The following is a 20,741-nucleotide window of genomic DNA, read 5'->3' as shown; positions in this document are numbered from 1 at the left end:
GCGAAGCGGCGGCCAGCGGTATCAGCGGAAGAACGCCGCGATCTCGCGAATCGATTCCGGCGCCAGCGTGCCGGCGGCGGCGCGCAGGCGCATCAGGCCGACGAGGTAGGAATAGCGGGCCTGGGCCAGGTCGCGCTGGCTGGTAAACAGCTGTTGCTGGGCATTGAGCAGGTCGAGGTTGATGCGCACGCCGCCCTTGATGCTCTGCTCGGTGGCAGTCATCAACAGCTTGCCCGAATCGACGGCCTTGACCAGCGCATCGATCTTGCGCCCGCTGCTGAGCACGAGGTCGTGCGCGCGGCGCAGCTCGATCAGGATCTCGTTGCTGCGCACGTCGAGTTCGGCTTGCGCGCGGCCCAGATTGGCCGCCGCCTGGCGCGTGGTGGCGTTGACCGAGCCACCCGAATAGATCGGGAAGTTGATCTGGAAGCCCAGCGCGCGGTTCGTCGTTTCGACACCCAGATAGTTCAGGGTTTCACTGTCGCTCTTGCTGTAGGAGGCAATCAGGTCCACACGCGGCAGGTGCCCGGCGCGATTGCGGTTGATGTCCAGGCGCGCATTTTCCACGCCCAGGCGCGTGGCGGCCAGCGTGTTGTTGCGCGCCAGCGCCAGGCTGCGCCATTCTTCGAAACTGCCCACGTCGAGCGTCACCGGACGGAAATTATCGGCTAGCTGGTCGAGCGAGCCCGGGTCGGCGCCGATCACGCCGGCCAGGGTATTGCGCACCGCGACCACGTTGTCTTGCGCCTCGACCAGTTGCGCCTCGGCCAGGTCGAGCCGGGCCTGGATTTCCAGCATGTCAGTGCGGGTGCCCTCGCCCAATTGGAACAGGCGGGTGTTGACCTTTTGATGTTCGACATAGGCGTCGCGCTGCACGCGTGCCAGCGCCAGCTGGTCTTCGGCGAACAGCGCGTCCATATAGGCGCTGACGACGCGCACCGACACTTCGTCGAGACCCGCTTCGTAGGCCTGCTCGGCCTGCTCGCTTTGCACTTTGCCCTGGCGGTAGCGCTGGATGCCTTCCACATTGAACAGTGGTTGGCGCAGCTGCACGACCGACGAGCGGCTGAGGTAGCGCGGGTGGTCCAGTTGCGTCGCGCCTTGCACCAATGACGATGGCGACAAACGGTCCGTGATGTTGCGGTTGAACGAATGGCTGGCCGAGATCTGCGGCAGCAATTGCGCGCGGCCGAGGATGCGGTTCTCTTTGCCGCTCTCGTTCTCGAAGTAACGCATGCGAAACACCGGATCGTTCTTGAGCGCGGCCTGGTAGGCCTGCTCGAGCGTGATCGCGCCGGCGCTGCCGGCAGCGCCGGCAAGCAGCGCGCCGGTCACCAGCGCGCGCAGGCGTGAGGTACGGATGGACGTCATGGCTTATTCCTCGCTCAGGGCCGTGTGGGCACGATCCATGATCGGCTTGAACAGGTAGCTCATCATCGTGCGCTCGCCGGTCTTGACGAACAGTTCGACCGGCATGCCGGAGCGGATATCCATATTGTGCGCGATGATTTTCTTCTCGCCGGCCGGGGCCACCTTCACTTTGACCTTGTAGTACGGCACGCCGGTTTTCTCGTCAACGGCGCTGTCGGCCGAAATCTGGGTCAGTTCGCCGTCGATGTGCGGGGTTTTATTGGTATTGAAGGCCGAGAAGATCAGCTCGACCGGCAAGCCCGCATGTACCTTGTCGACCAGGTTGGTCGGCAGATGGCCGTCAATGATCAGCGGCGCGTTGCTCGGAACGATGTCCATCATCTTGAAGCCCGACGGCACGACGCCGCCGTTGGTGAACACGGCCAGGCCGACCACGGTGCCGTCGGCAGGCGAACGCACGGCGACGTTGGTCAGCTCGAAGCGCTGGGCCAGCAGGCGCGCGTGCTGCCCCTCGGCCTCGCGCTGCTGGTCGTTGAGCTGGGTGCGTACTTCTTTCTGGAATTCCTGCATGCGCTGCGAACGACGCATCGTCAGTTCGATCACCTGGCGCTGCGAGCGGCCGATATTGCCGATGTCTTCCGAGATGGCGCCGCCGAGCTGGGCATAGGTGCGCTCCAGGTCGAGCAGGCGGTTGCGGGCAACGTAGCCTTCCTTGGCCAGGTCGCGCATGCCGACCAGCTGCTCTTTCAGGAACTCGACCTGCTCCTTCTTGCTGTCGCGCGACTCTTGCAGGCCGGTGATCTGCATCTTCAGGCCTTCGATGCTGGCGTCGACGCCCGACAGCTCGTTCTGCAACGCGCCCTGGCGCGACATCAAGAGTTGTTCTTGCGAACTCATCAGCTCACTGATGCGCGGTTCATTGCGGCGCGATTCCAGATCCGCGGGCCACTTGATCGTGCGGGCGCCGTCGCGCTCGGCCAGCAGGCGCGAGACGCTGGCCAGTGCCGACAGGTATTGCGCTTCGGTGGCTTGTACGGCCGACTGGGCCACGATCGGATTCATGCGCACCAGCACCTGGCCCTTCTTGACCACGTCGCCATCGCGCACCAGCAGTTCCTGGACGGTACCGCCGTTCAGGTGCTGCACCGCCTGGCGATTCGACTCGCTGGCCACGGTGCCGGACAACGGCACGCCCTTGTCGAGCGGCGCCAGCAGGGCCCACAGCATGAAACCGCCAAAACCGAACAGCACGACCAGCCAGCCGATGCGGGCAAATGCGCGCGCATCGGTTTTTACTTCGAGCGGGGTCACGTCGTGGGTGATGACGTCCGCTGCATCTTTCTTAAGCAACTTCATCAGTTAGTCTCTCCAGGTGCTGGCGCTGCGGTGGCAGCGGGGGCAGCGGGGGCTGCCGGTGCGGTAGTGGGTGGCGTGGTGGCCGGCGCCGTGGCGGGGACATCGGGTGCAAGGCGCTCGGGTACCGCGTAGCGCGGCGTGCGCGGCTTGGGTGCACCTGGATCACCAGTCCCCGGCGCACCAGTGCGCGGTTGCGCCGCTTCGAGCGCTTTCTTGTTCGCGTCCTGGATCGCCGCCATCACTTGCTGGGTCGGACCGAAGGCCTGGACCGAACCTTCCTTCATGACCAGCAGTTTGGTGGTGGCGCCCAGGATGCTCGGCCGATGCGTGATCAGAATGATGGTCTTGCCGCGCTTGCGCAAATCGAGCACAGCCGTGACAAGAGCCTGTTCACCGACGTCATCCAGGTTCGAGTTCGGTTCGTCGAGCACGATCAGCGCCGGATCGTCGTACATCGCGCGGGCCAGCCCCAGGCGCTGCTTCTGGCCGCCGGACAGGCCGCCGCCGGCGTCGCCAAGTGGCGTATCGTAGCCTTTTGGCAGGCGCAGGATCATCTCGTGCACACCGGCACGTTGGGCAGCGGTGACGACTTTCTCCGCATTGACCTCACCGAAGCGGGCGATGTTTTCGCTGACCGTGCCGCTGAAGAGTTCGATATCTTGCGGCAGGTAGCCGATATTTGGGCCCAGTTCGGCCTTGTTCCACTGATAGATGTCGGCGCCGTCGAGACGGACTTTGCCCATCATCGCCGGCCACACGCCCACCAGCAGGCGCGCCAGCGTCGATTTGCCCGATCCACTCGGGCCGATCACGCCGAGCACGTCGCCGGCCACGATGCCGAAACTCAGGTTACGCACGATCGGCGTGGTCACGCCCGGTGGCGCCGCGGTAACGGCTTCGACCGTCAGCTTGCCTTCGGGTTTTGGCAGCGCCATGCCTGCCGCGCGTTCCGGATTGGTTTCGAGCAGCTTGGTCAGGCGCTCATGCGCGCTGCGGGTGCTGCTCCAGCTTTTCCAGACGCCGATCACTTGCTGCACCGGCGCCAGTGTGCGGCCGACCAGGATCGATGCGGCGATCATCATGCCGGGGGTAATCTTGTTTTCCAGGACCAGCAGTGCGCCGAAGCCCAGCACCAGAGACTGCAGCGCGGTCTGGACGAACTTGGTGATGGCGCCAATCGTGCCGGCCTTCTGACTGGCATCGGCCTGCAGCGACAAGAACTTGCCATGGGTCTTGAACCAGCGGCCCATCAGGTTCGGCAGCATGCCCATCGATTCGATGACTTCGGCATTGCGCAGGTTGTTGGTCGCCATCGCACTGGCGGCCACGGCCATCGAGTTCGCTTCGGACAACGGTGCGCGCGTGACGCGTTCGTTGACGATAGCCAGGACGATCAGGATGACGGTGCCACCCAGCGCGAACCAACCGAGCGCCGGCTCGAACAGGAAGATGACGAACAGGTAGACCGGGAACCACGGCGCGTCAAAGAACGCGAACAGCGCGTTACCTGTGAGGAACTGGCGCAGGCTGGTCAGGTCGCTCAGCGACTGGCCGGCGTTGCCGCCGCTCTGCTTGAGGTTTTGCTCGAATGCAGCGGTATAGATGCGCTTGTTGAGCATCATGTCGAACTTGGCGCCAACGCGCACTAGCACGAACGAGCGCACGACCTCGAGGCAGGCAACGAACAGGAACGCGCCGAGCATCAGCAAGGTCAGCATCAACAGCGTGATCTCGTTACGGCTGGCAAGCACCCGGTCGTACACCTGCAGCATGTACAGGGATGGCGTGAGCATCAGGATGTTGATGATCGCGCTGAACACCCCGATGGTGATGAAGGTGCTCTTGAACGCGAGCAATGCGCGTTCGATTTCGTTTTTAGCGTTTAGCAGTTTTTTCATGGACGATGGTCAGAAGACAGAATCGGGCTGGGGCGTGTTGACCCTGCATGTTGCCGTAATACAAGCAACCGCTTAGCGCGTCCATTATGACGCAGAACGCTCATAATTTGTGATACAGATCACAAATTATGAGCGTTCTGACTACATTCAGTCGCAAGTCTTCCACAACGCATGGTGTACAAACCTGTAGAAGTAAAAAAACCCGCTGCCTTGCGGCAGCGGGTTTTTCACAGTTTATGCTAGCCCGCTAATGCGGGCCAAACATTAGACGGTGGTTGCTTTCAGCGAGATGATGCCGTTGACCAGTTGCAGGTCGTCAGCGTCAACACCAACCAGGGTGATGATGGTGACATCATCGCTGGCCGAACCGAAGGCAGCCTGCTCGACGTGGACTTCGGTACGGGTACCGTTTTGCACGAAGAAGACTTCCAGGGCTGCGTTGTTGCCGCTGTCCAGGTCGCCGGTGTTCAGGACGAACTGGCTACCAACGTACAGCGAGTCGGTGCCGGTGCGGCCGAAGGCGCTGATGGTGATGGTGTCAGCTTCGCCCAGGGTGAAGATGTCCGAACCCGAGGTAGCAGCGAACGAACCATCGACATCCAGTGCCACTGGAGCGCGGTAGCCGTTCAGTTCAAACGCGGCGCCTGCGTCGGTCACAGCAGCGACAGCTGCGTTGAACTGGGTCTGCAGTGCCAGCGCTTCGACGCGGTCGGCAACAGCTTCAGCCAGATTGGTCACGGCATCTTGACGCAGTTCCAGGGTTGCATTGGCGTTCACGACTGCGGTGACCAGTGGGCCGTTGTCGACGATCAGGTCTTCACCAGCAGCGTTGCTCAGTGCAGTAGCGGCCAGGCCAGCATCGATATCTGCATCCAGGTCAGCGATGATGGCTTCGCGCAGAGCGGTGACGCCTGGGAAGTCAGCTTCAGTGACGCCAGCAGCAACAACCAGTTGACCACGTGCGTTCAGGATCAGCAGTGGATCGCCATCGACCGTAGCAGTGCCGTTTGCAGCGATGATCGCTGGGAACTCGTTACGCAGGTTGAAGGTCGAGGTAGCGACGTTCAGATCAACTTGCGTTTCAGCAGCCAGTTCGATAGCGTCAGCGTTAGCAGTGGTAGCAGCGCGCAGGTTAGCGATTGCAGCGGTCAGGCCGGCAACAGCAGCAGCGTCAGCGTTAGCGTTGGTCACAGCGGTGGTTGCGGTGGTCACGGCAGCAGCATTGGTACGCTGTTGGTCGGCCAGCAGAGCAGCTTTCACAGCGGTGCTTGCAGCGGTGTAGTCAGCGGTGATCAGCGCATCGACAGCGGTGGTTGCAGCGGTGACGTTACCGGTCACTTCGGTGCGTGCATCAGCGACGACGGCTGGCAGGTCGTTAGCGTCCAGGAAGTCAGCCAGGGCTTCGTTCGCGTTTTCCAGAGCGACCAGGCTGGTGGTCAGGCTGAACGGGGTGCCAGCTTTGACGACAGCAGCGACTTGTGCGGTCAGGTTCGCTGGAGCGATTGCGGTTGCCAGGGTTGCATCGGTGGTGACCGATTTGATGAAGGCTTTAGCCAGGGTCAGAGCCGAGTTACCAGCGTAACCTGCGTTTTCTGCTGGGGTGTCCAGAGCAGCGGTGAAGGCGGTCGAAGCAGAAACCTTGTTTTCAACAGCTTCAGCATCGGTGGTCAGTGCAGCAGCAGCGACTTCAGCGACGATGGTGTCGATCTTGATGGTGCCGTTGGTCAGCAGGTTAGCCCAGTAGGCGCTACCAGCTGCATCAGCGTCACGGCCGAACAGGTTTTGGTAGATGTTGTTGACGATCTGGGTATTGGTCTGACCGAAGTAGGTCACGATGTATTCTGGCGAAGCAGCGAAAGCGGCCGACACAGCGGCGGTAGCGCCAGCATTGGCTTCAACAACGTTGGTCCAGTAGTCCAGGCCTGCGGTGTCAGCAGGACGACCGAAGTAAGCGACGTACAGTTCTTGAACTGCTGCAACGTGGGCGGTAACAATAGCCATGTGTAACTCCAAATAAAATGAGATCGATCGATCGAATGTTGATTCGTTATTGCAAGAGCTGAAAGCACTCTTGAAGTCCAACGAGCCGCATCATGACAGATAGGTCAGCATGACTCGTGTGACGGCCATCACACTGCAGACAAAGTTTTCTGAAAAAATTACAAAATCCGGACAAACTCGTCCGCCAAAACCGATTCTCGCCTGGGATTCTATTCAATTACCACTGGGAATGCTCCAGATTGCGCACGTTGATAACACGCGCCGGCGTTACATCTTGAAACAAAAAGAGCGATAAACGCATTCCGCATTTAAATATTCGTTAAATGAAAAAACCCCGGAAACTCCGGGGTTTTTTATTATCGAAAATGCAAATGATCAGCGCCAGGTGGCAGCGCCATTCACTGTTCGGCGAGCGTCGATGCGACCGTCGAAAATCGTCGCCGCCGTCGACGATGGGCCACGCTCATTGGTCAGCAGCCCCTGCACGTTCAGGTAGCCATTGCGCCCTGCAGCATTACTGTACAGACGACCATCGCTAGTGACGGCGCCCTCGCCGCGCAACTTGACAGTGTCGGTACGCGTGATCAGATCCATACTGGTATTGAAACTGCGCTTGCCGAAATCGACAGTCAGCGCGCCATTCGACAAGGTCGCCGGCGCGGTCACGATGTTACCGCCACCATATTCGGTCGTTACATACGCTTCACTACTGCGCAGGCTGAATCCGACACTGCCGTTATTCGGCGCAACATACTCTTTGCCGGGTGTCCGGAACAGCGCGAAATAACCATTGAGCGCGATCCGCTCATTCGTCGCCTCCTGGGCGGCGAAGTCGAGCGTTGGCGCTGCGCCGTTCACCGGCTGCCACCGGCCCCAGACCGCAAAGCGCTCGGTCGGGTTGGGCACGCCAACCAGCGGCGGCGGATTGCTTGGCACTGCCGGCTCAGGCACCGGCACCGGCGTCACGGGCACCTCGGTTACCGGCGGCACTTCCGGCGTCGGCGTCGGCACCACCACCACCGGCGTTTCCACCTCTGGCAGATCGACCGGCGGGGTGTCCGGCTCGGCCGGATCGGGTTTGACGACCTTGTCGATGGCCGTGTTCAGGCCAAGGTTCTTGGCCACTTCAACATTGACCTTGGGCTGATCGGCATCCTTCCTGGTCAGCGGCTCATCCGGACGCGGCGGCGCGGCCTGGTCCGGGCTCTGGCCGCCGGCCTCGAGCACTTGCGGTGCAGCCTGGCCACGCGTGACCTGCACCAGTTGCCCACGCTGGGCGGCGCTCAGTTCGCGGCTGGCCGCGCCTTCACATGGCCCTGCCCCGTCGGGACGGCAGCCGCCCACGAAACCGCTCACGACGACGCCGCCCGAAAACACCGAGACGCGCGAGGTATCGTTGTCGGTGGCGACGGTGAAATCGGTGCCGCGCACGCCAATGGCGGCCACGGGCGTATTGAAGCGGAAGTTCTGGCGCGCCTGCTTGACCGCGTCGCCGGACTTGCTGCGTGCGGTGCCTTTGAGCAGCTCGAACTTGACGCGGGTATTGGCCGGGTTCTGCTTGTCGATCTGGTAGGTGACGATGCGGGCCTGGGTCTGCGGGCGCAGGATGAACAGGCCATTGTCGGCGGTCTTGACATACATATAGCCGTCGGCGCCGGTGGACAGCATTTGCCCTTCTTCAACGCGCGCCCCTTCGACGGCCGCACGCTCGCCGGCCGTGGCGGCGCCAGCCACGAAGATGATCTTGCCCGCCTCTGCGGCATGGGCGAACTGCGCGGCGCATGCAAGCGTGGCGGTAATGAATAATTTGTGCAAGATAGACCCCTTTCCTCGCCACTGTACCGCGTCGCCATGACGCGCTGCTGTGACGGTTATCACATTCTAGCGCAAAGGCCGAGCGCGGCCATCGTCATTTCGGCGTGTCGTATTTCCAAAAAAACAATGCAATCGAGCAACCCGACCGTTATACTGCGTCACTACACTTGACCAACCAATTCTTCGACAAGAGCGCAGCACGTGGCTGAACCGAGAACTCAAGCACGTACCCGGGGCCGCTGGATCATCGCTGCGCTGGCCTTTCTGGTAACGCTGTGGACGCAATGGAGCGCGCCCGCAGCCCTGTCGCCATCCGACAACAGGTGGACGCGGATCGTCATGAACGAGGTGTCGTTCCTGCCCGATGAATGGCTGCGCGACGCCTTCCTGCGCCTGCAGGTGAGCACCACGCCCGAGCCGCGCATCCTGGTCGTCGATATCGACGAAGCCTCGCTTGGCGAACTCGGCCCGTGGCCGTGGCCGCGCGAACGGCTGGCGCATCTCGTTGAAGTCCTGCTGACCCACTACGCTTCTCGCGGCGTGGCCCTCGATATCCTGCTGCCGGCGGCCAGCGGCACCGACGGCGACACCCGCCTGGCCCTGCTCGCCGCGCACGGCCCGCTGGTGCCGGCCCAGGCCTTCGATTTCGATTTCGCCGGCAACCGGCCGCAGCCGGTGCTCGACGGCTACCTGGGCGGTGCAATCGCCGACGATGCCGGCGGAATACGGGCAGCCGGCGTACGGGCAGCCGGCGTACCGGCCACTGGCTTCATCGGCAACTATCCGGCCCTGGCGCGGGCGCCGCACGTCGGCGCCATCGGCTTCATCCCGGATGCCGACGGCGCCCTGCGCCACGTGCCGCTCGTGACGCAGTTTGCCGGCAAGGCCTACCCGTCGCTCGGGCTGGCGCTGGTCAATTGCTGCACCGGGCGGCCAGCACTGGCGGTCGAGGATGGCGGCCTGATGCGCATTCCGTATACCCGCGACTGGCGCGCCTACACGGTGGTCAGTGCCGGCGACATCCTGGCGCAACGGATCGCGCCCGAGGGCGCCAGCGAGCGCCTGGTGCTGATCGGCTCGTCGTCACTGGGCATGGGCGACCGCGTTTCGACGCCACTGGCCGCCAACCGCCCTGGCCTGGGGGTGCAGGCGACCATCCTGTCCGCCCTGCTCGACCGCCAGGAGGGCAAGCAGCCGGCGCCGTGGCCGGGGCGCCTGATTGCCTGCCTGTTCGCGCTGGCTTCGTGCGTGGCCTGCACGTTTGCCTTCCCGCGCCTGTCGGCTGCCAACTGCGTGCTGTTGCTGGGCGCCAGCTCGGCCCTGTGGCTGGCGCTGGCGTATCTCGTGGCGCCGCACGATCCGGTGTTCGCGCCGGTGGGGCCGCTGGGCACCAACCTGTTCCTGCTGGCGGTAGCCGTCCCGTATGGTTGGCAGCAAGCCCAGCGCCGCTCGCGCCACCTGCTGCAGACGCTGCGCCAATACGTGGCGCCGGCCGTGGTCGAGCAATTGCTGCGCAGCGAAGAAGAAGATCCGCTGCGCCCGCGCCAGCGCGACGTCACCACACTGGTGGCCGACATGGAGGGTTATACGAGCCAGGTCGAGACGCTGCCGGTGGAAGCGGCGGCCACGCTCACGCGCGACTTCCTCGATTGCCTCACCGGCCCCGTGATCGACCACCAGGGCACGCTCGACAAGTACACGGGCGACGGCATGATGGCGTTCTGGGGCGCGCCGTTGCCGCAGGCCGAGCATGCCGACCTGGCGCTCGACGCGGCGCGCGCGATCCAACTGCGCGTGACCGGACTGAGCGAGAGCCGGGTGCGCCAGGGCTACCAGCCGCTGCGGGTGCGCATCGGCATCGAAAGCGGCGCGGCGATGGCGGGCGACTTTGGCACGACGTTCCGCAGCATCTATACTGCCGTCGGCGACGGCGTCAATACGGCGGCCCGCCTGGAGCAGGTAGCGCGTGATTTCACGCACAATGTCATTATCGGTCCGGGAACGGTGGAGCGCAGCCGGCGCCACCGTTTCCTCGCCCTCGGCGAGCGCCTGCTGCGCGGCAAAGAAAGAGCGACACCTTTGTATACATTCGAACCCAGTCTGCCCACCAGCAGTCCCGCACCGGAGCAGGCATCTTGAACCGGTCATCCAACGTTGTGCGCGCGGTTGCCGGCCTGAGCCTGGCGCTGACCTGCGCCGGCGCGCTCGCGCAATCGGGCAGCCCGCCCCCCGGCGCCAGCCCTGAAGACGCGGCCCCGCCCGATCCACCCGCTCAAGCGGTGCGCACGCCCGAAGAACTGCTGTACCAGGAAGCGTTGCAGTCGCTGGCCGAAGGCCGCAAGAGCGATGCGTCGGAGCAGATGTCGCGCCTGATCGGCATCGTGCCGCAGCACGCCGGCGCCTGGCTCGACCTGGCGCTGATCCAGTGCAGCCTGGGCCAGGGCGACGAGGCCGAGCGCCTGTTCGCCAACGTCGAGACACGCTTCAATCCGCGCCGCGAAATCCTGGAGCTGATCGCCGAGGCGCGCGACACCGGCTGCATGCGCTGGACGCCAGCGAGCACCGCCGCCATCAGCGTCAGCCGCGGCATCGACGACAACGTGAACCAGGGCGCCAGCAATTCGTCGTTCATCGTCGAAGGCCCGGACGGCACAGTGGAGTTGCCGCTGCTGGACGACTTCCTGCCCAAGCGCGATGGCTACACGCAAGTGAGCGCCGACTACGTGCGCGACGTCACCGCCAACGGCACGCTGGGCTTTCTGCAATTTCAGGGCCGGCGCTATGACAGCCTGCGCGACTACGACACCACGGCGCTGTACGGCGGCGTCGAATCGCCCTGGCGCCTGGACACCTGGCTGGTGCGCGGCACCGCCTCGCTCGGACTGACGGGCATGGGCGGCCACCTGTACCAGCGCCAGGGCCAAGCCCAGCTGCGCGTCACGCCGCCCGTGCCGCTGCCGCCGCGCACCCAGCTGCACGTGATCGGCGCCGTCACCCGCACCGATTACGCCACCCTGAGCGCATTCGACGCCAACCTGATCGAGGGGCGCCTGCTGCTGAGCCACTACACGGGCGCGCTCAGCGCCACCGTCACCGCCGGCGTGCAATCCGACCGCGCGCTGGCCGACCGCCCGGGCGGCGACCGGCATGGCGCCTACGTCAGTCTGAACCTGCGCCGCCCGCTTGGCTGGAACACGACGGGCGAACTGGCCTACACGCGCCAGACCTGGGACAGCGCCAGCGCCTACTCGCCCGAACTGCTGATCGACCAGGTGCGGGCCCAGCGCACGCACGTGCTGCGCGCGTCGCTCACTTACCAGATCGGCAAGCAGCAGAGTGTTGTTCTGGAGGCGCGCGCGGTGCGCAACCGCGAGAACATCTCGATCTTTCAGTACAATAACCGCCAACTGCAGTTGAGCTGGCAATGGCACACGCCGTAGGCAGTACAATCGCGGTCCCGATTCTGTAGAGAGCCCGCCTGGTGAGACTGGAAGCGATTTTGTTTGTCTGCGCGTCGCTCGGCCTGTGTGTCGGGTGCCTGGTGCCCAACCGCTGGCTGCCGCCTCTGCCGAACGATAAACTACTGCATTTTGGCGCCTTTGCGCTGCTGACCGTGCTGGCCCTGCGCATCGCGCAAGACAGTGCCGAAGCGGCGTGCTGGATGGCGGGCCTGCTGGTGTTCGGCTGGCTGATCGAATGCCTGCAGGCGCTGGTGCCCGACCGCCGCTTCTGCTGGCGCGACCTGGGCGCCAATGCGGCCGGCATCGGCTGCGCCGCCCTGGCCGTGTTCGTGGCCGGGCATTTTTGAAGAGACCGACACACCGATGAGTTCCAGCGCCAAGCTTTCCGTGAAATCAGCCGCTGCTGCCGCTGCCGCCCCCGTGCCGGAGGCGGCAGCCGGCGCTGCGCCGCAACTCAAGGAACACCAGGTTCAGGTTCACCTGCGCAAGATCCCCCTGCTGGCCGATCTGAGCGACGAAGACATCGCGCGCGTCAAGAGCGAAATGCGCTATCGCCATTTCCCGAAACGCACCGTGGTACTACACAAGGGCGGCGTTGCCGACGCCCTGCTGTTTCTGCTGTCTGGCCAGTTGCAGGTGGTCGACGTGACCGAAGACGGGCGCGCGGTTGGCCTGCGGATGCTGGCGGCGGGTGACTTCTTTGGCGAGATCGCGCTGATCAACGGCTCGACCCGCTCGGCGTCGGTGGTGGCCACGACCGAGGTGCTGGTCGCGTTCTTGCCGGCCTCGACTGCAATGCACCTGTTCTCGCACTCGCCGTCGGTGGCGCACAAGATGCTCGGCCACCTGGCCCAGAAGATCCAGCGCGATTCCGAGTTCCGCGCGCTGCTGAGCATCAACAACACGACGCGCCGCATTTACACCTACATCGCGCTGATGCCGCAGACCGAGGACAAGGAAGGCCAGCGCGTGGTCGAGAACCTGCCGACGCACCAGGACATCGCCAACATGATCAATACCAGCCGCGAAACGGTCACCCGCGCCCTGCTGGTGCTGGCGCAGCAAGGGGTCGTGCTCAAGGATGCCCACCGCCTGATCATCCTCGATCCGGACGCGCTGCAGCGGCTGGCGCAGGGCGGCTGAACGCCATTCACGGCGCTTTTCCAGGTGTCACGCGCCATGACACGTCGTTACAATTGAACAATTTGTGTGCTGGACCGTGGGGTATAATTCCGCTCTTATCGCAGCCCGCATTACTATGACGACAACACTACCGCCCTCTTGCGAGGCGCTTCCGAACACTTCCATTCCATGATCCTGCCCCTGATGCTGCGCGGCCTGTGGGCCTATCGCGGTTTCGTCCTGGGCAGCGTACAACGCGAATTCCAGTCGAAATACGCCAATGCGATCCTGGGGGCGGTCTGGTCGCTGCTCAGCCCGCTTGCAATGATCCTGGTGTACACCGTGATCTTCGCCGAAGTCATGCGCACCAAGATGCCGGGCTCGGATTCGACCTTCGCCTATTCCATCTATTTGTGCGCCGGCATCCTGACCTGGGGCCTGTTCGCCGAGATCGTCGGGCGCGGGCAGACCATGTTTCTCGAGCAGTCCAATCTGCTGAAAAAAGTCAGCTTCCCGCGCATCTGCCTGCCGGTGATCGTCACGCTCAATGCGCTGGTCAACTTCGGCATCATCTTCGGCCTGTTCGTCGTGTTTCTCGTCATTACCGGCAATTTCCCGGGCCTGACGTTTTTCACGCTCCTTCCGGTGCTGGTATTGCAGGTGATGCTGGCGCTCGGCATCGGCATGGTCGTCGGCATCCTCAACGTGTTCTTCCGCGACGTCGGCCAGTTCATGACGATCGCCGTCCAGTTCTGGTTCTGGCTCACGCCGATCGTGTATCCGGCCAGTATCTTGCCCGAGCACGTGCGCCCGATCCTCGACTGGAATCCGATGGCCCCGATCATCGCCGCCTGGCAAGGCGTGCTGGTCAAGGGTACGCCGCCGGACTGGGGCAGCCTGGTCTATCCGCTCATCATCGCACTGCTGCTGTGCACGCTCGGCCTGCGCATGTTCCGCAAGCGCGCCGGCGAAATCGTGGATGAACTGTAATGGGATCGATCGTTGCCAGTGGCCTGGGCAAGGCCTACAAACAATATAGCAACCGCTGGGCACGCCTGGCGGACTGGACCCTGCCGGGCCAGCGCCACACGCTCAAGTGGGTGCTCGAAGACATCGGCTTCACGATCGAGCCGGGCGAAGCCGTCGGCCTGATCGGCGTGAACGGCGCCGGCAAGAGCACGCTGCTCAAGCTGATCACCGGCACCACGCAACCGACCACCGGCGCGGTCACCCTGGAAGGCCGCGTGGCCGCCCTGCTCGAACTGGGCCTGGGCTTTCATCCCGACTTCACCGGCCGCCAGAACGCACTGATGGCCGGCCAGATGATCGGGCTGGACGCGGCCCGGGTCGAGGCATTGATGCCCGAGATCCTGGCCTTTGCCGACATCGGCGACTACATCGACCAGCCGGTGCGCGTGTACTCGAGCGGGATGCAGGTGCGCCTGGCGTTTGCCGTCGCGACCTGCGTGCGGCCCGACATCCTGATCGTCGACGAAGCGCTCGCCGTGGGCGACGTGTTCTTCCAGCAGAAATGCTACGCCCGCATCGAAGGCTTCATCAAGGCCGGCACCACGCTGCTGTTCGTCTCGCACAGCGCCGGCACGGTGCTGAATATCTGCAACCGCTGCATCTTCCTGCGCGGTGGCAAGGTCGCCTTCGACGGCGCGCCGGCCGATGCGCTCGATCTGTACCAGGCCGAACTGCTGGGCCGGCTCGACCAGGCGCCGGACGCGATCATGATCCAGGACGGCGCAACCCAGTTAGCGCCGATCGAACGCGAACACCTGACCGTGGTGACCGGCAAGACCGGCAGCATCACCACCCCCGGCGCCGATTGCGTCGGCGTGCGCCTGCTCGACCGCCACGGCGAGGCGCGCGCCACCTTGATGGCCGACGAGATGGTCACGCTGCAAGTCGACTACCTGCTGCACGAAGACGTGGCCGACCCGCACGTCGGCTTCAAGATCCGCAACCGCTTCGGCGCCACGCTGTTCGAGACCAACAGCTACTGCATGAAGAATGCGCCGGGGCCGGCCACACGCGGCGCCATCATCAGCGCCAGCTTCGCCCTGAACCTGGCGCTGTTCCCGGACGAGTACACGCTCACTGTCGGCCTGGGCGCCGGCGGCCATGGCGAAGGCTCGTTCGAGAAAGTGCTGAACTACCTGCACGAGGCGCACAGCTTCGTGGTCGCGCCGAATCCGGCGGCGATCGTCTGGGGCGGCCTGGTCAACCTGCACCCGCAGCTCAAGTTCAGCATCCGCTGACCCGATTGGACACCACCATGCAAGAACACGATTCGACTCTCCCCCAGCAGGACCACGCCGCCATCGTGCGCGGGCTGTACCGGGGCTTCCTTGGGCGCGAGCCCGATCCGGCCGGCCTGGCCTGGTGGAGCGCGCGCCTGGCCGAAGGCGCCGCCGCCGACGAACTGCTGGCGGCCCTGATGGCATCGGACGAGTATGCACTCGGGCACGGCGCGCCCGGCGCCGCCGGCATCGACGCACTCAAGGCGCGCGTGGCCGCTGCCGCCGCATCGCTGCTGGCGCGCCCGCTCACCGTGGTGGACATCGGCGCCCAGGAACTGGAAAACGAAGACCACGTCTACGCGCCGCTCACGCGCCATGGCCTGCCGTACCGGATCATCGGCTTCGAACCGCAGCAGGACAAGATCGACGCCAGCCGCCGCAACAACCCGGACAGCCACGTCACGCTGTACCCGACCTTCATCGGCGACGGCGAAGCGCACACCTTCCACATCAATAACAATGACGCCACGTCGTCCCTGCTGCCGTTCAACCGGGCCTTGACCGCGCAGTTGCGCGACCTCGATCACCTCACCACCGTGCAAACGGCGAGCGTGGCCACCAGCCGCCTGGACGACGTGCTGGTCGATGCCGGCCCGGTTGACTTCCTGAAGCTCGACATCCAGGGCTTCGAGCTGCCGACGCTGCGCCATGCGGGCGCGGTGCTGGCGCGTACCAATGTCGTGCACTGCGAAGTCTCGTTCGCGCCGATCTACGAAGGCCAGGCGCTGTTCTCCGAGATCGAGACGCTGCTGCGCGCGGCCGGCTTCTACCTGCTCGACTTCTCGTCGCTGTGCCGCTACCCGAGCACCGGCAGCGCGGCGCGCTCGCGCGATCGCCTCGGCTGGGGCGACGCCGTGTTCGTGCGCGCAGCCAGCGCGCCGCAAGACCTGCTGGCGCAGGCGCTGGTGCTGCTGCTGGTGTACGACAAACCGTCGGCCGCGCAGGCGCTGGCGCGCCAGGCCGATGCCGCCGGAGCGACACAACTGGCCCAGCTGTTCGACAACGTCCAGGCATGAAAGCAAGCGCATGAATTACTTCATCTCGTACTCCCAGAACCATGAAGACGTGCTGCTGTGGCGCGCCTTAGGGCACGTCAAGAACGGCTTTTACATCGACGTAGGCGCGAACGACCCGGTCGAGCACTCTGTCACCAAGGCGTTCTATGACGCCGGCTGGAGCGGCATCAGCATCGAACCGCTGCCCTCGTTCCACCCGGCCTTTGAAGCGCAACGCCCGCGCGACGTCAACCTGGCCATCGCGGCCGGCGCGACCGAGGGCGAACTGACGCTGTACGACGTGCCGGCCGTGCGCGGCTGGGCCTCGCCCGAAGCATCGGTGGCCGAAATGCACCGCGCCGAAGGCCATGAGGTCGCCGAGATCACGGTGCCGGTGCGCACGCTGGCAGCGGTGTGCGAAGAGTACGTGCGCGGCGAGATCCATTTTTTGAAGATCGACGTCGAAGGTTTTGAAGGCGAAGTGCTGCGCGGGATGGACTTCAAGCGCTGGCGCCCGTGGGTGCTGGTGATCGAGGCCACGCTGCCGAACAGCCGCGAGACCAATCACGCAAGCTGGGAGCACATGGTGCTGGGCCAGGGCTACCGCTACGCCTGGTTCGATGGCCTGAACCGGTATTACGTGGCGGACGAACATGCCGAACTACTGGCGCAACTGGACATCCAGCCGAACGTATTCGACGGCTACGTCTCGCACCACCTCGACAAGGCCTGGGCCAACGAGCACGCGCTCGACGCCGCGCTCGGTCAGGCCGGCGAGCACGCGCGCGAACTGACTGCCGTCATCGAGCAGGTCGAAGCGCGCGAGCAGGCACTGCACGGCCACCTGGAACGCGTCGGCGCCCAGGCCCAGGGCCTGCTCGATCAGCTCGACAAAGCCAATGTGCGGCTCGACCAGGCCAATGCCCGCGTCGACGAAGCCAATAACCGCGCCGACCATGCGCTGCTGCGCGTGGATGAAGCGCTGCACCGCGCCGAATACGCGACCGGCCGCGCGAAAGAAGAAGCACAGCGCGCCGGCAACGCGGAAGCACAAAATGCCGTGCTGACCCATGAACTGGAACAGGTGCATGCCCGCGCGGCCCAGCTCACCGAGTGGGCCAAGGGCATGGAAGCGCACATCATCGCGATCCAGGCCAGTACCTCGTGGCGGGTCACGCGCCCGCTGCGCGGCGTCGGCCGGGTGCTGCATGGGTTGCGCCGCCCGCACCTGCTCAAGCGCGTGGTCAAGCGCCTGACCCAGGTCGAGCTGCTGCGCCGTTTGATCATTCCGGTGCTGCTGCGCTTCCCGATGCTGGGCCGGCCGGTGGCCTCGCAGCTGGCCGCAATCAAGCAGACCTTCCCCGATCCGCTGCCCCCCGAAGTGGCGCCGGTGCCCGACGAGCTGCGCCGCTATCCGGCCTCGGTCCGCACCGTGCTGACCGATCTGCAGCGCGTCCGCAATCTTCATACAGGCAGTTAATCCAATGCGTATCGTTATCGATCTTCTCGGCCATGCCGACCATGTCGACGCCCCGGCGCTGACCCTGGCGGCGGCACTGGCGCGCGCCGCCGGCGAACTTGACGTGTGGGTGGCCGCGCCGTTGCACGACACCGCGGCGCTCGAATTGCTGCGCCTCGAACCGGCCCTGGGCGCACGCGTGCGCGCGTTCGACCTGCCGGCCGGCCCGGCGCATGCGCTGCTGCGCCGCCATGCCATCGCCGGCCTGGCGCCGGCCGCGGTGCTCGCCATGGGCCTGCAAGAAACCGATGCGCCGTATCCGGTGCTGGCGCACGCTGCCGGCGACGATACGCCGGACGCAGCGGCCCTGCTGACGCGCCTGGCCGCCCTCGGCGCCGCCGCGCAGCGCCCCCTGCCTGCCGCAGCCGCACGACCCAGGCTTGCCTATGTGTCGCCGCTGCCGCCGACGCATTCGGGCATCGCAGACTACAGTGCCGAACTGGTGCCCGAGCTGGCGCGGTTCTACGACGTTGAACTGGTCGTCGCGCAAGCGACGATGGACGACCGGCGCCTGAATAAAATGCCATTGCGCGACCCGGCCTGGCTGCGCGCGCACGCGCACGAGTTCGAGCGCGTGGTCTACCACTTCGGCAATTCGCACGCCCACCAGCACATGTTCGAGCTGGTGCGCGATGTGCCCGGCATCGTGGTGCTGCACGACTTCTTCTTCTCGGGTGTGCTCGACAACCTCGAACGCGAGGAGTACCTGCCCAAGGGCTTCCTGCACGCGCTGTACGAATCGCACGGTTATTCGGGCCTGCTGTCGCACCGCAAGGACGGCCGCAACCCGTCGATCTGGACCTACCCGCTCAACAAGGGCGTGCTCGATGCGGCCAATGGCGTGATCGTGCACTCGGACTTTTCGCGCGAGCTGGCCACCGAGTGGTACGGCCCCGGCGCGGCCGACGGCTGGCGCACCATCCCGCTGCTGCGCGGCCGGCCTGACGGCAGCACCACCGACGCGGCGCGCAGTGCGGCAAGACAGGCAGCGCGCCAACGCCTGGGATTGGCGGACGACGAGTTCGTGGTCTGCACCTTCGGCATGCTCGGCAGCACCAAGCTGAACGCCGAATTGCTCGATGCCTACCTGGCCTCGCCACTGGGGGCCGATGCGCAGTGCCGGCTCGTGTTCGTCGGCGCCAATGACCCCGGCCCGTACGGCCAGGACCTGGAACAGGCGATCGCAGCCAGCGTCGCCGCCGAACGCATCCGCATCACCGGTTTCGTCGACGCCGGCGCGTATGCCGACTGGCTGGCGGCCTGCGATGGCGCCGTGCAGCTGCGCAGCAGCACGCGCGGCGAAACCTCGGCCTCGGTGCTCGACTGCCTGCTGTACGGCGCGCCGACGATCGTCAATGCCCACGGCTCGACCGCGGCGCTGCCGGACGAACTGCTGATCAAGCTGGACGACCGCTTTGCGATCGCCGAACTGGCCGCGAGCCTGGCCAGCCTGCGCAGCGATCGCAGCCTGCGCGACGGCCTGTCGACGCGCGCTCTGGCCTTCATGGCGGCCCATCACGCGCCGGCCCAGGTCGGCCGCCAGTACGCCGAGGCGATCGAACAGTTCGCTGCCAATGGCCGCGCCGCCATCTACCGGCGCCTGGTCGACCAGGCCGCGCCGCTGGTGCCCGAGCGCGCGCTGCCGGCGCTGGCCGAGGCGATCGCGTTCAACCGCGCGCCGACGCCGCAGCGCCAGTTGCTGGTGGACGTCTCGGCGCTGATGCAGTCCGACCTGCGCACCGGCATCCAGCGCGTGGTGCGCAGCATCCTGCGCTCGATGATTGCCAATCCGCCGCCCGGCCTGCGCATCGAGCCTGTGTATTCACACGGCGGCAACCGCCCTTATATCTACGCCCGCAATTTCGGCATGAAAGTCGTCGACGAGACCGAACTGGTGCTCGAGGACGCGCCGGCCGATATCCGGCCCGGCGACATTTTCTTCGGCCTCGACCTGTTCACCAACGGCACCTCGCAGAACGAGGCGCTGCTGCTCGACATGCGCATGCGCGGCGTGGAAGTCTATTTCGTCGTCTACGACGTGCTGCCGATGCTGCGGCCCGAAGTGTTCCCGTTCGGGACCGAGCAGTACTTCGGCGATTTTTTGCGCACCGTGCACAAGGTGGCCGACGGCGTGCTGTGCATCTCGCGCGCCGTGGCCGACGAGCTGGCCGGCTGGATTGCCAGCCAGCGCCTGGAGCGCGTCACGCCGTTCAAGCTGGCCCACTTCCATCTGGGCGCCGACATCGACGCCAGCGCGCCGAGCTTCGGCCTGCCGCCGGACGCCGATCACGTGCTGACCGAACTGGCGCTGCGCCCGAGCTTCATCATGGTGGGCACGGTCGAGCCGCGCAAGGGCCACGCCCAGGCTCTGGCCGCGTTCGAGCTGTTGTGGGAAGCCGGCGTCGACGTCAACCTGGTGGTGGTCGGCAAGCAGGGCTGGATGGTCGACAAGGTGTGCGAGCGCATGGCGGCCCATCCCGAGAAATCGAAGCGCCTGTTCTGGCTGCCGGGAATCTCGGACGAGATGCTGCAGAAGCTGTACGCCGGATCGTCCGCGCTGCTGGCGGCCTCGGAAGGCGAAGGTTTCGGCCTGCCGCTGATCGAGGCGGCCCAGCATGGCATCCCGATCCTGGCGCGCAGCCTGCCCGTGTTCCGCGAAGTCGCGGGCGAGCACGCGGTGTACTTCGACGGCCTGGCCGCGAGTGACCTCGCCGACGCGATTGGCGGCTGGCTCGCCCTGCACCGCGACGGCAAGGCACCGCCATCGACCGGCATGCCGTGGCTGACCTGGGACGGCAGCGCCCAGCAGGCGCTCGACGCACTGGTGCGCCAGCGCTGGTACCAGACCCTGCCGGGTAGCAAACCAGTAGTCAACACAGCAGTAAACACTTGAT

The 20,741-nt window shown here is 65.1% G+C and carries 14 protein-coding genes; 9 read left to right on the top strand and 5 right to left on the bottom strand.

What is annotated here, in order from left to right:
* Positions 1-21: 21 nt before the first annotated feature.
* The 5 genes from AB2N08_RS13430 to AB2N08_RS13410 form a co-directional block, all read right to left on the bottom strand.
* Positions 22-1,371, bottom strand: a complete 1,350-nt coding sequence (locus AB2N08_RS13430) for a TolC family outer membrane protein (RefSeq protein ID WP_367611154.1) — start codon at positions 1,369-1,371, stop codon at positions 22-24.
* Between the two features lie 3 nt (positions 1,372-1,374).
* Positions 1,375-2,727, bottom strand: coding sequence for an HlyD family type I secretion periplasmic adaptor subunit (locus AB2N08_RS13425; protein WP_367611153.1), 1,353 nt, complete (start codon positions 2,725-2,727; stop codon positions 1,375-1,377).
* Positions 2,727-4,625, bottom strand: coding sequence for a type I secretion system permease/ATPase (locus AB2N08_RS13420; protein ID WP_367611152.1), 1,899 nt, complete (start codon positions 4,623-4,625; stop codon positions 2,727-2,729). Before AB2N08_RS13420 ends, AB2N08_RS13425 begins: the two co-directional genes overlap by 1 nt.
* Before the next feature lie 264 nt (positions 4,626-4,889).
* Entirely contained in the window at positions 4,890-6,626 is a 1,737-nt protein-coding gene (locus AB2N08_RS13415) for a DUF4214 domain-containing protein (RefSeq protein WP_367611151.1), read from the bottom strand.
* A 375-nt stretch (positions 6,627-7,001) separates the two neighbouring features.
* Complete coding sequence (locus tag AB2N08_RS13410; protein ID WP_367611150.1) at positions 7,002-8,441, bottom strand: FecR family protein; 1,440 nt, start codon at positions 8,439-8,441, stop codon at positions 7,002-7,004.
* A 201-nt stretch (positions 8,442-8,642) separates the two neighbouring features.
* On the opposite strand from AB2N08_RS13410, the gene AB2N08_RS13405 reads away from it, so the two are divergent.
* The 9 genes from AB2N08_RS13405 (at position 8,643) to AB2N08_RS13365 (ending at position 20,740) form a co-directional block, all read left to right on the top strand.
* Complete coding sequence (locus tag AB2N08_RS13405) at positions 8,643-10,580, top strand: CHASE2 domain-containing protein (protein ID WP_367611149.1); 1,938 nt, start codon at positions 8,643-8,645, stop codon at positions 10,578-10,580.
* Positions 10,577-11,881 carry a tetratricopeptide repeat protein gene (locus AB2N08_RS13400; protein ID WP_367611148.1) on the top strand — a complete coding sequence of 435 codons (1,305 nt, stop codon included), beginning with the start codon at positions 10,577-10,579 and terminating at the stop codon, positions 11,879-11,881. Before AB2N08_RS13405 ends, AB2N08_RS13400 begins: the two co-directional genes overlap by 4 nt.
* Before the next feature lie 59 nt (positions 11,882-11,940).
* Complete coding sequence (locus AB2N08_RS13395; RefSeq protein WP_367611147.1) at positions 11,941-12,249, top strand: VanZ family protein; 309 nt, start codon at positions 11,941-11,943, stop codon at positions 12,247-12,249.
* A gap of 40 nt (positions 12,250-12,289) precedes the next feature.
* Positions 12,290-13,045 (top strand): Crp/Fnr family transcriptional regulator, encoded by a 756-nt coding sequence (locus AB2N08_RS13390; protein WP_367611146.1) that lies wholly within the window; start codon positions 12,290-12,292, stop codon positions 13,043-13,045.
* Positions 13,046-13,213: 168 nt separating this feature from the next.
* Positions 13,214-14,014, top strand: a complete 801-nt coding sequence (locus AB2N08_RS13385) for an ABC transporter permease (RefSeq protein WP_367611145.1) — start codon at positions 13,214-13,216, stop codon at positions 14,012-14,014.
* A complete protein-coding gene (locus AB2N08_RS13380) occupies positions 14,014-15,291 on the top strand; it encodes an ABC transporter ATP-binding protein (protein WP_367611144.1) in 1,278 nt (425 codons plus the stop codon). The genes AB2N08_RS13385 and AB2N08_RS13380 overlap by 1 nt, the downstream gene beginning before the upstream one ends.
* Before the next feature lie 17 nt (positions 15,292-15,308).
* Entirely contained in the window at positions 15,309-16,349 is a 1,041-nt protein-coding gene (locus AB2N08_RS13375) for an FkbM family methyltransferase (RefSeq protein WP_367611143.1), read from the top strand.
* A 10-nt stretch (positions 16,350-16,359) separates the two neighbouring features.
* A complete protein-coding gene (locus AB2N08_RS13370) occupies positions 16,360-17,808 on the top strand; it encodes an FkbM family methyltransferase (protein ID WP_367611142.1) in 1,449 nt (482 codons plus the stop codon).
* Between the two features lie 4 nt (positions 17,809-17,812).
* Positions 17,813-20,740 (top strand): glycosyltransferase, encoded by a 2,928-nt coding sequence (locus AB2N08_RS13365; RefSeq protein ID WP_367611141.1) that lies wholly within the window; start codon positions 17,813-17,815, stop codon positions 20,738-20,740.
* The last annotated feature ends 1 nt before the right edge of the window (position 20,741 follow it).

The organism is Massilia aurea (genome assembly GCF_040790145.1).
GTDB classification, from domain to species: Bacteria; Pseudomonadota; Gammaproteobacteria; order Burkholderiales; family Burkholderiaceae_D; genus Telluria; species Telluria aurea_C.
The sequence above is the reverse complement of the archived record's forward strand: the minus strand, read 5'-3'. Positions and strand labels throughout refer to the sequence as shown.